The sequence below is a fragment of the Cohnella sp. genome (genome assembly GCF_041641335.1).
Classification (GTDB): domain Bacteria; phylum Bacillota; class Bacilli; order Paenibacillales; family Paenibacillaceae; genus Cohnella.
Map to the genome: position 1 here is coordinate 27,381 of NZ_JBEPYQ010000019.1, position 11,329 is coordinate 38,709.

The window sequence follows — 11,329 nt, forward strand, 5'->3', positions numbered from 1 at the left end:
AATCTCGAGGTCGCGGAGCTGGATCAGGCGAGCCGGCTTTTGTATTCGGTCGGGGTCATACCGGTGAATTGCTTGAAAATCCGGCTGAAGTAGAACGGATCGGGGTAGCCGACGGCTTCCCCGACCTCCTTCACGGTAAGCTCGTTCTTCAGGGACAGCAGATGCTTCGCTTCGTTCATGCGGAGGGACATCATATATTTGGACGGCGACTCGCCTGCGTATTTCAGGAAGATTTTGCTCAGATGGGGCGCGTTGATGTTAAAGCGCTTGGCCACCTCCTCCAGACTGATATCTCCGGCGTAATTCGCCTTGATGAACTCCTCGACCGATTTGACGATTTCCTCGGCCGTATATTGCCTGTTCGATAGCGGGCTCAGTGACTTCACGGCGGATCTTTCGCCGGCGATCCGGATTTTGAGCCGCGAGAGCAGGTCCTCCAAATCCTTTTTTTTGACCGGCTTCAGCATGTAGTCGATTACGTTCATTTTAAGCGCCTGCCGGGCGTATTCGAACTCGCCGTAGCCGCTGATGACGATTTTTTTGACTGCCGGATACGCCCGTTCTACGGCATGGATCAAACCGATGCCGTCCAGAACGGGCATATGAATATCCGTAATGAGGATGTCGGGAACCTGCCGATCATGCAGGAACCGAAGGGCGCTTTCCCCGTCGGGCGCGGCCAGGACGACCCGGAACAGCGGATCGGCCTCCTGGATTTGGCGGACAAGCGTTCTCAGCAGCAGCGGCTCGTCTTCGGCGATGACGATGTTGATTTCGTTCAAGCGGGAATCCCCCTTTAACCTTTGGCGAGCAGCGGGCCTCCGATGGAGACGACCGCGCCTCGTCCGGGCAGATTGCGGATCTGAAAATGCATCTGGCTGCCGTAGTGCAGCCTTAACCGAATATAGACGTTAAGCAGTCCCATTCCGTGAAGTCTCAGCGCCGGCAGCACCTGGGTCCGTTCGATATCCCGGACCTGCTCGTAGAAGCTCGCAAGCTCGTGTTCGTCGAAGCCCGGTCCGTTATCCTCCACTTCGACGATCCAGCGGTTGTCCGCGATCTTTCCCCGGACTGAGATTTGCCAGGGAGGGCTCGTTTTCGTTCCGTATTTTAATGCGTTTTCAACAAGGGGCTGAATGATGATTTTCGGAATTTGAATTTGCCGAAGGGAGGAATCCAGCTCCATGGCGCTGACGAGCATGTCGCCGTAGCGAAGCTTCATGCAGCCGAGATACGTCTCGGTATAGCTGATTTCCGTGCGGATGTCGACCGGCCCGTCTTCGTCGTCGGCAATGTAGCGCATCATGTCCGACAGATTGTCGCACATGGCGATGATCTCATCGTGCATTCTTTCGTAAGCCATGGCGCTGATCGTCGCGAGGGAGTTATACAGGAAATGAGGATTCATCTGGGACTGGAGCGCCGTCATCTTCGCTTGCATTTCCTGCGTCCGGGCCAGCAGCAACTGGTCGAACGAATCCTTCAACCTGGCATTCATTTTGATGAACGACGCGTGAAGCCGATCCCACTCGTTGAGGCCGCTGTTCAGCTCGGCGGCGGGGCCGGACACGATCGACTCCAGGTTCATTGACTTGATCGTTCTGTTCAGCGCGTTCAGAGGGCTCGTGATTTTCTTGGAAGCGAAATACGACAGCACGATCAGAAAAGCAAGAATGACCAGCGTAACGAGCAGCGCCAGACGGGTGAAGTGGTTCAGCGGCGCCAGCAGCGCTTTGTTGGAAATCATGACCGCCAGGTTCCAATCCGTCAGCTCGGAATGCTTAAGCGTCAGCAGCAGCTTGTCGTTCGTCTCCGGGTCGTCGAGATAGACCCGCTTGTCGAAGGAGACGCCGGAGCCCTCGCTCAGCAGGCCTTGTACGGTGAGCAGATCCTGTTCGGAATGCGAATAGGGGTACAGGATCTCTCCCGAATTCGTATAGACCAGCACCTGCTCGAGAGAAGGGTTGTTCCGGGCCAACTGGTTGAAGCCGCCGAACACCTTGTTGTAGCTCTGCTTGACCTCCGCAATGCCTCGCGGCGCATCGTATTTATCGGAAAAATAACGAAACAGGGACAACGACGCGCTGTTGGTTGCGTTAGCCGCGCCGCTCCCCGATTGCGTCAGCATCAGCACCTTCTTCTTCTTGTCGCGCATGACCTCGTCGTACCAGATCTGCTCGCCGACCTCCAGCTCCTTCTGGCTGTTGTCGAACCCGACGCCGATCGAAAGGCCGGAAAACAGGTGGAGGTACACCTGCTGAACCGGATAAGACGGCCCGACGAGGGCGACGAGAATATCGTACAGGTCCGTCTGCGGCTTGCGGAGGGGGTTCATATTCGGTTCGCTCGGGGAGGGAGAGGCTCCTTCCGAAGCCAAGGTTTCGAACTCCAGAATGCGATCCGAGATCAAATTCGAGTACAGGATGCTGACCGATACGGAATCCAGCTTCTGCACTTCCAGTTCCAATTGCTTTTGCAGCGACGCCGACAGCTCGGAGATGGCGTTGAAGGCTTGCATTTTCAGCTGGTTCGACGACCACAAATAAAACAGCGCGAAAATGATCGCGATGCCGGCCACGATAATTGAAGAATACGTTAGAAACAAAATGGAGCGGATGGAACTCGGTTTCCGGAACAACGATCGCTCACCCGTTTTCCATAAGAATTGTTACTCATTGTGCACCCATCGGGAAGGCGTTGTCAACTCCCGGAAAAATAGTACAACAAAACGCACAAACATCTGCATGGAGTGAATGGCAACGCTTAACTATAATGAATTCTGTACCAATTGAATACGGTTACAAAATGTAGACGAAGGGGAGTTAGGCATGAAGAAAGCCATGAGCTTGTTCCTGACGCTTGGCCTGACAGGCGGGCTGCTCACCGCCTGCGGGGGCTCCGGCGCCGATCGCAATCAGGAAGCCTCGCCTCAGAGCTCCGTTGCTCCGAGCGCAAGTGCGAGCGCGACGGAGAGCGCCGCGCCGCAGAAGAGGGACGTAACGCTGTCCTATCTGGCCAGCCAGGATTGGATCAAGGATCCGGAAATGAAGCTCGCCGAGAAATTCGAAGAGCAGACGGGCATCCGTATCGATTACCAGATCGTGCCTTCGGATCAGTACTTCAACGTTCTGAAAGCCAAGCTTGCAGCGGGAGAGGCGCCGGATATTTTCGGAGGGCAGAGCGGCAAGTTCGATCTGGGCCTGCTCTACGACGTAGAGAATAACGCGGTTGACCTGTCGGGCGAGGAATGGGTGCAACGAGAGGATCCGCTGTTCATCGAGCAGGCAACGTGGAATTCGAAGGTGTACGGGCTGACGATCTGGGATCCGAGCTCGAGCTGGATCGTCGTATACAACAAGAAAATCTTCAACGACCTCGGCCTGAGCGTTCCCCGGACGTACGACGAGTTCCTTCAGGCGTGCGAAGCCATTCGGAAGTCCGGAATTACCCCGATCTATGAGCCGGTCTCCGACGGCTGGCATCACGTACTGTGGTTTCCCGAGCTCGGCGTCCGCTATGAGGAGCAGGACCCCGGTCTGGCCGACAGGCTGATCTCCAACGAGCAGACCTTCGAGAGTTCCGCGGTGCTCGAGCAGGCGCTGAATCAATTCAACGAGCTGGTGCAGAAGGGATACTTCGGCGACAACGCGCTTTCCAACACCTACGCCGACACGGAGAAAAATATGGCTGAAGGCAAATATGCGATGACGGTCTACAACATCGGCTTGCCTGCCCAGATCGAGAATGCGGTTCCGGGCAGCAGCGCGGAGGATTACGGATTTTTCCCGATCCCGCTGAACGATAATCAGTCCTTGAACGTCAATCCCGCGGCGCCGAGCAAGTTCATCTCCAGCAGCTCCAAGCACGTCGAAGAAGCGAAAATGTTCTTCTCGTTCCTGACGGAGCAGGAAAATCTCCAATACCTGCTGGACAACGAGCCGAAATTCACGGCGCTGAATTTCTCCGGCGTGCAAGCGAAATACAACGCCGAACAAAAAGCGTTCTTCGATGCGTACGGGATGAAGACGGGAACCGTCTACCAGACGGCCATCAACTATTTGAATCCGCAATGGATGGACATCGGCAAGGATATGACGGCCATGATCAGCAATCAGATGACCGCGAAGGACGTCCTCAAGAGCATCGACAAGAGGCGGGCTCAGCAAGCCAAAGCCGCGAAGGATCCGAATTGGCAATAAAGCACCAGGAGCGTCGAACGACGGAGAGGCTCGATTCCGGGCCTCCCGTCCCTTCATGCTTAGTTTGAAGAAGAACGGGGAATTGAACCATGAGCAAGCGAATGTATCCGTTTTATTTTATTGCCGTCGCATTGGGCTTCTATGTTGTTTTTGCAGTCGTCCCCAGTCTGATGGGGCTGTACTACTCCTTAACCGACTGGAGCAGCTTCACGAGAGAGATTAACTTCGTCGGCCTGGACAATTTCAAGACGATCTTCTCCAAGGATGAAAATTACATGCACGGCATTCAAAATACGCTGGTGTTCACGGTCTCCACGATTGTCCTGAAGACGGTTTTCGGCTTGCTGCTGGCCGTTCTTGTAAACAAGGGGATCAAATTCAAAAATCTGCATCGCGTCATCCTCTTCATGCCTTCGATCATTCCGATGCTTGTCGTCGGGATTATTTTCAAATCGGTGTTCGAACCGCAATACGGCTTGATCAACGAGGCTTTGCGGGCGGTAGGGCTCGAGCAATGGACACAGCATTGGCTGACCGACATTCGTTGGGCGTTCAAATCGATTATCGCGGTCGACGTATGGAAGGGCGCAGGCTATATTATGGTGATTTTGCTGGCCGGCTTGCAGGCGGTCCCGCATTCGTATTACGAGGCAGCCGATATTGACGGGGCCGGTGCCTGGATGAAGTTCAAGCAGATTACGCTGCCGCTGCTCATGCCGTCCTTAACGGTAACGACGGTGCTCAATCTGCTGTACGGGCTCAAAGTATTCGATACGGTGTACGTGCTGACGAACGGAGGCCCAGGCTATGCGACGGAAGTGGTGTATACCCAGGTGTTTAGTCAGTTCACCCTCGGGAGCTACGGCGTGGGGACGGCCTTGATTACCGTGTTGTTTATCGCGATGGCGGCGTTGGGGTATTTTGCCGTCAGGCTGATGTCCAGAGAGGAACAGACCGGATGAACATGACTAAACGGCTTAAATCGATCCTGATGAATATCGCGGTCGGGCTGTTCAGCCTCGTTTGCCTTATTCCGATTTTGCTCATCGTGATTAACGGCTTGAAGACGGCTCCCGAAGCTTCGTCCATGAGCTTTCATTTGCCGAAGACGCTGGCCTTCGACAACTTTTCCGTCGTCGTGGAGAAGGGGAAGCTGGGCCAATCCTTCCTTAACAGCTTGCTCTATTCCGGCTTGGCCTCGGCGCTGTGCATCTTATTCTCGTCCATGGCCGCCTACTCGCTGTCCCGCAACAAAACGCGCCTGAATCGTTTTCTCTTTCTGTTTATTCTGCTCGGCATTGCACTACCGATCAATTATTTCACGCTGATCGACGTGATGAAGTGGACGGAGCTGATCAATACGAGAGCGGGCATCGTCGTCCTGTACATGGTGACCCAGATTCCGTTCAGCGTGTTTATTCTGTACGGCTTTATCGGCGGCATTCCGAAGGAACTGGACGAAGCGGGCGTCATCGACGGGTGCGGTCCCCAAAGGCTGTATTTCTCCGTTATCTTTCCGATGCTTCAGCCCGCGGCGGTAACGGTATTTATCCTTTCATTCCTCAATACGTGGAACGAATTTCTGCTTCCGCTCTACTACTTGAACAGCGCGAGTAAGTGGCCGATGACGTTGGCGGTATACAACTTCTTCGGACAGTTCCAGCAGTCCTGGAACTTGGTCAGCGCGGATATCCTGCTGACGATTCTGCCGGTCGTGGTCGTATACTTGCTCGGGCAGCGCTTCATTATTTCGGGTATGACCAGCGGCTCGGTGAAAGGTTGAGGGGGGCTCAATCGGGAAAAATACGGAAATGCGCTTCCCTTTTAGCCGATGCTGGCTTAATGACGGATACGCACGAAGCCATCGGGCCGGTTAGACCGGACCGATGGCTTCTTTGCGCGCGCCGAATTAGCGATAATCGACAATCTTTAAAAATGACAACGCTTTCTTAAGAATGTTGGCTTTCAACGCTACCTTCCCGAAAGGTACACTTAAGGCGAAGGGGGAGCAGATATGGAACTGGATACGCGGGTAACGAGAGCCGCCGGAACGAGCGCGGGGCAGGCGCAGTTTTGGAAGCGGTTCAAAAAGCAAAAAACGCTGCATTTGTTCGTCGGGCTCGGCATGATTTTCTTATTGATTTTCGCCTATACGCCGATGTTCGGCATTCTTATGGCTTTCAAAAATTATTCCATTTCCATGGGGATCAAGGGAATCTTTACGAGCGAGTGGGTCGGGTTAAAGCACTTCGACGAGTTCGTGAACGACTATCAGTTCGGGACGATCGTTCGCAACACGCTGGTGTTGAGCTTCCTTAAAGTCATTTTCGCGTTTCCGGCCCCGATCCTGCTGGCAATTCTATTGAACGAAGTCAAGAACTTGCGATACAAGCGCTTCGTGCAGACGGTCAGCTATTTGCCGCATTTCATCTCGTGGGTCGTCGTCGTCGGCATCGCTTTCGCCTTCCTGTCGACAGACGTCGGGATGGTCAACAAGGCCCTTCTCGGACTCGGCCTGATCGACAAGCCGCTGGACATTCTGACCAACCCCGATTATTTCTGGGGACTCGCGGTCGGAAGCGCCGTGTGGAAGGAAATGGGCTGGTGGACGATCATCTTCCTGGCCGCGATCGCCGGCATCAACCCGTCGCTGTACGAGGCGGCGCAGATCGACGGAGCCGGACGCCTGGCTCGCATTCGGCACATTACGTTTCCCGGCATGAAAGGAACGATCGTCGTCGTTCTCATTCTGACGATCGGAAGCATACTGGGCGGGGGGCTGGTCGGCTCGAACTTCGAGCAGGCATTCCTGTTCGGGAACAGCATTAACAACCCGACCTCGGAGATCGTGCAGACCTATGCCTTCAAGGTCGGCTTGCGGGACGGAAGGTTCTCCTATGCGGCCGCGATCGATCTGGTCCAGTCCGTCATTTCCGTTATCCTGATCTTCTCCAGCAACTATATCGCCAAGCGAACGTCGGGCTCAAGTCTATTCTAAATAAGGAGGGTCGGGCATGCCGCTCAGTCAAAAACAAAAGGATCGCATCATGGATACGTTCGTCTACGCGCTTCTGTTCATCATGATGCTGTCGATGCTGTATCCGTTCTATTACGTCCTGATTCTTTCCTTCAACAAAGGAACCGATTCGCTTCTCGGAGGCGTCTATCTGTGGCCGCGAACCTTTACCTTCGAGAATTACGCCAGATTTCTCGACGATCCCCACTGGTATCGGGCTTTCCTGGTGACCGTCGTGAGAACGCTTGCGGGCACCGCGCTCGGGGTCATGTTCACCTGTCTGGTGGCGTACGGATTGTCGCATCGGGACCTGCTGTTTCGTAAAAGCTACTTCACGATCATTATTTTCGCGATGTATTTTTCCGGCGGTCTGATTCCGTACTACGTGGTGCTGCGCTCGGTCGGGCTGCTGAACACGTTTGGCGTCTACGTGATTCCCTCCATGCTGAGCACGTTCTTCCTGCTCATCGCCATTTCGTTCTTCCGCGAAATTCCGGTCGAGCTGAAGGAATCGGCGCATATCGACGGGGCCGGCGAGCTGGTCATTTTCTACCGGATCATCCTTCCCGTCTCGATGCCGCTGATCGCCACCATGTCGCTTTTCATGGGGGTCGGTCAATGGAATTCGTGGCTGGACTCCGCTTATTTCGTGCAATCGGAGAGCTTGCGTACGCTCGCCTTCCGGATGATGGAGGTTATCAACAAAAGCAACTCGCCGATGGACGCCATCGCCATTGCGAACAGCGCCTCCGCGGGCGTCACCAGCTATTCGCTCCAGGTAGCGGCCATGGTCGTATCGATCGCGCCTATCGTATGCGTGTATCCGTTTCTGCAGCGATTTTTCATCCAGGGCATTATGTTGGGCTCCGTAAAGGGTTGATGGAAAACGTTAATAGGTTGCCATGATATTAAAGCGCTTGCTTTAATATAAATATCATTTGTTGGAGGGGTTACTTTGAACAGAAATAAAGGGAAGAAGACGCAGCTCCTGTCGCTGATCGTCATCATGGCGGCAACGCTGCTGTCGGCGTGCGGCGGCAACAACGACGGCAATAAGGAAAGCGCGAATGCGAATACCGCATCCCCGTCCGGGACAGCCTCCGAATCGCCTGCGAACGGTGGAAAGGTGAAGGAGCTTTCTTTGTTCATCGATATGTCCTGGTATCCGGTGAAGGAGTGGAAGGGCCCGGTTGCGGAGAAGATCACGGAGAAGACGGGCGTCAAGTTGAACGTGACGGTCGCGACCGACGACAAGCAGCTTCCGCTGATGATCGCCTCCGGCGACCTTCCGGATCTGGTGTTCACGAATGCAAACATCGACCGGTTGTCCGATTCAAAGCTGTCCTATCCGTGGAACGAGCTGATCTCGAAGTACGCGCCGGACTTCAAGATCGACAAGACGAGAATCGCGATTCATACGATGGATAATGGCAACTTCTACACAGTGCGCAACGCATTCGCGACCCAAGAGGAAATGGCCCTGAACAAATACGCGGTCGGCAGCGACGGCAACCCCGGCATCGCGGTGCGCGAGGATATACTGAAGGAGCTTGGCAATCCGCCGGTCGACACCGTCGAGAACTTCGAGAAGGTTCTGGGCATGGTCAAGCAGAAATATCCGGACATGATCCCGCTGATTATGGACAAAGACTGGATCGAGCAATACTTCCTGCAACAGTCCGGCGTCGAGGGTCTACTTGACGGTTGGTACGAAAGAGACGGCAAAGTCGACTATGCGATCAGACAGCCGGAAATGCTGGACTTCTTCAAATTCATGAACCGCCTTTACCGCGAAGGATACATTCTGGCCGAGAACTTCGCTTACACGAACGACCAGATCGACGACCAGTACGCGACCAGCGGCAAAGCGTTCGCTCACAGCCATACGGTCGGCGTAGCGGACACGGACAACATCAAAGTCAAAAACGCCGGCGGAGCGTTCACGTTCAAAATGCTGCCGAGCGCGATTTCGAGTAAAACCAAGGCCGTCAGCTCCGGGCTGGGCTTCGCGGGCACCTTCATCACGAAGAACAACAAGGATCCCGAAGCGTCGATTAAATTCCTGGAGTTCCTCGCAAGCGACGAGGGCAAGAAGCTGACAATGTTCGGCGTTGAGGGCGAGCATTGGACGTGGAACGAAGAAGGCCATCCGGACTTGAAATACGATCCGTCCGACGCTGATTTCGTCAACGGCAACGGCATCAAATGGTGGTACCTGTACAACGACGGCGTCACGGAAGGCATGCTGAGCTATGTTCCGGGCGCGCAAAAGACGCAAGCTTTGATGGAAAGAAAAGCGTTCACGATTTACAAGCCTGAGCTCGGCCTCATCCAGCTGCAGCCGGATTCGGAAGAGAAGACGCTCAAGACGAAGATCGACGAGATGATCAAGAACGAGAAGGTTAAGATTTATCTGGCGAAGTCCGAGCAAGAAGCCGTGGCCAACTACGAGAGCATGGTGAAGAACGCCGAGAAGATCGGTCTGAATCGTCTGACGGATTGGGCGAATCAGACGTATCAGAAGAAGAAGGATTTGTTCAAGAAATAACAATAAGAAAGTCCGGCAGGCGCTCCTTGCGTCCCTGCCGGACTTTGCACGCTATGTCGCGGCGAATCGCTCGCAGATGAACGGAAAGGCGGAGAGGGAATGAAGCTGGAATACGACTCGCCCGGCGCGACATGGAGAGAGGCTCTTCCGATCGGCAACGGGCGGCTGGTCGCCATGGTGTTCGGAGCGACGGAGAAGGAACGAATCCAGATCTGGCGGCGCTATATTTTCAGTTCGGCCGGTACCTGCTTATCGCTTCCTCCAGGCCGGGCGACCAAGCCTCCAACCTCCAAGGCATATGGAACGAAGAGGAATGGCCGGAATGGGGCAGCAAATGGACGACCAACATTAACGTTCAGATGAATTACTGGCCGGCGGAGGTCGGCAATTTGCCGGAATGCCATGAGCCGTTGTTCGATCTGATCGACGATCTGCGCGTCACGGGCGCGCGTACGGCCGAAGCCTACTACGGCGCGCGAGGGTTCGTCGTCCATCATAATACCGACTTATGGCGAGCCGCTGCGCCGGTCGACATTCATGCGGGCATATGGCCGATGGGCGGCGTCTGGCTGGTGCAGCACTTGTGGGATCACTTCGAGTACGACCCCGACCTGGTCTTCTTGAGGGAGCGCGCCTATCCCGCGATGAGAGAGGCTGCCCGATTCGTTCTGGATTATATGGTAGAGGCGCCCGAAGGCGTCAAGTTCGCCGGTTTGCTGGTCACCAATCCGTCCTATTCGCCGGAGAACGCCTACAGGGACGATCGCGATCGCAGAAGGCATCTGACTTACGCATCCACGATGGATCTGCAACTGATACGCGACTTGTTCGAACGCTGTCTGATCGCAATCGAACTGCTGCGGGGGGACCGGGAGGACCGAGCGTTCGAACACGAAATCCGTGAAGCGCTGCGCCGGATACCCCCTATGCAAATCGGCCGTTACGGCCAATTGCAGGAATGGCTGGAGGACTGGGACCGGCCGGAAGACGCCAATGGACACGTATCGCATATGTAAGGCCTGTATCCCGGCAATCAGATTACGGAGGATACGCCGGAAGTGTTCGAAGCGGCACGCAGAAGCCTCGCGCTTCGCCACCGGAGCCAGGAACGAAGCGTGGCATGGCCCGCGGCATGGCGCATTGCGCTGCATGCGCGGCTGAGAGACGGGGAGACCGCTTACGAGAGGCTCGTCGATCTGCTGGCGTGTTCAACCAACCCGAATCTTCTCAACCAGCACGATCCTTTCCCTATGCAGATCGACGCCAATTTCGGCGGAACCGCGGGCATTGCGGAGATGTTGCTGCAATGCCGCTCTCGTTACGAGAACGGCAAAGCCGAATATATCATCGACCTGCTCCCGGCCCTGCCGACGTCGTGGACGGAAGGCTCGGTCTCGGGATTGCGCGCTCGCGGAGGCTTCGAAGTAGGCATTCGGTGGGCGGGCGGGAAGCTGGTCGGCGCGGAAGTGCGTTCCCTTTACGGCAAACCCTGTACGCTGCGGTACAAGGAGAGCGCCGCAAGATGCGACGCGCCGGCCGGCGAAACGTTTCATTATGATCCGTAAG

At 55.2% G+C, this 11,329-nt stretch carries 9 protein-coding genes and 2 pseudogenes; 9 read left to right on the top strand and 2 right to left on the bottom strand.

What is annotated here, in order from left to right; all coding sequences use genetic code 11:
• Nucleotides 1-23 precede the first annotated feature (23 nt).
• Together ACESLM_RS08380 and ACESLM_RS08385 are read right to left on the bottom strand one after the other, a co-directional pair.
• A complete protein-coding gene (locus tag ACESLM_RS08380) occupies nucleotides 24-782 on the bottom strand; it encodes a response regulator transcription factor (RefSeq protein WP_372631103.1) in 759 nt (252 codons plus the stop codon).
• Between the two features lie 14 nt (nucleotides 783-796).
• Nucleotides 797-2,638, bottom strand: a complete 1,842-nt coding sequence (locus tag ACESLM_RS08385) for a sensor histidine kinase (protein ID WP_372631104.1) — start codon at nucleotides 2,636-2,638, stop codon at nucleotides 797-799.
• Between the two features lie 190 nt (nucleotides 2,639-2,828).
• Here ACESLM_RS08385 and ACESLM_RS08390 point away from each other — a divergent pair, with 190 nt between their 5' ends.
• The 9 genes and pseudogenes from ACESLM_RS08390 to ACESLM_RS08430 all read left to right on the top strand — a co-directional run bounded on the left by ACESLM_RS08390 (nucleotide 2,829) and on the right by ACESLM_RS08430 (nucleotide 11,328).
• Complete coding sequence (locus ACESLM_RS08390; protein ID WP_372631105.1) at nucleotides 2,829-4,199, top strand: ABC transporter substrate-binding protein; 1,371 nt, start codon at nucleotides 2,829-2,831, stop codon at nucleotides 4,197-4,199.
• 89 nt (nucleotides 4,200-4,288) lie between these two features.
• Nucleotides 4,289-5,161 carry a carbohydrate ABC transporter permease gene (locus tag ACESLM_RS08395; protein WP_372631106.1) on the top strand — a complete coding sequence of 291 codons (873 nt, stop codon included), beginning with the start codon at nucleotides 4,289-4,291 and terminating at the stop codon, nucleotides 5,159-5,161.
• Complete coding sequence (locus ACESLM_RS08400) at nucleotides 5,158-5,982, top strand: carbohydrate ABC transporter permease (RefSeq protein WP_372631107.1); 825 nt, start codon at nucleotides 5,158-5,160, stop codon at nucleotides 5,980-5,982. The genes ACESLM_RS08395 and ACESLM_RS08400 overlap by 4 nt, the downstream gene beginning before the upstream one ends.
• Before the next feature lie 231 nt (nucleotides 5,983-6,213).
• Nucleotides 6,214-7,197: an ABC transporter permease gene (locus tag ACESLM_RS08405; protein ID WP_372631108.1), complete on the top strand. Its 984-nt coding sequence runs from the start codon at nucleotides 6,214-6,216 to the stop codon at nucleotides 7,195-7,197.
• Between the two features lie 16 nt (nucleotides 7,198-7,213).
• Entirely contained in the window at nucleotides 7,214-8,095 is an 882-nt protein-coding gene (locus tag ACESLM_RS08410) for a carbohydrate ABC transporter permease (RefSeq protein WP_372631109.1), read from the top strand.
• 75 nt (nucleotides 8,096-8,170) lie between these two features.
• On the top strand, nucleotides 8,171-9,763 hold the full coding sequence (locus tag ACESLM_RS08415; RefSeq protein WP_372631110.1) for an extracellular solute-binding protein: 1,593 nt from the start codon (nucleotides 8,171-8,173) through the stop codon (nucleotides 9,761-9,763).
• A 99-nt stretch (nucleotides 9,764-9,862) separates the two neighbouring features.
• Nucleotides 9,863-9,925: pseudogene (locus tag ACESLM_RS08420) on the top strand (hypothetical protein); the annotation flags it as partial.
• Nucleotides 9,926-9,969: 44 nt separating this feature from the next.
• A pseudogene (locus tag ACESLM_RS08425) lies at nucleotides 9,970-11,052 on the top strand (glycosyl hydrolase family 95 catalytic domain-containing protein); the annotation flags it as partial.
• A gap of 6 nt (nucleotides 11,053-11,058) precedes the next feature.
• Nucleotides 11,059-11,328 (top strand): glycoside hydrolase family 95-like protein, encoded by a 270-nt coding sequence (locus tag ACESLM_RS08430; RefSeq protein ID WP_372631144.1) that lies wholly within the window; start codon nucleotides 11,059-11,061, stop codon nucleotides 11,326-11,328.
• Nucleotide 11,329 lies beyond the last annotated feature (1 nt).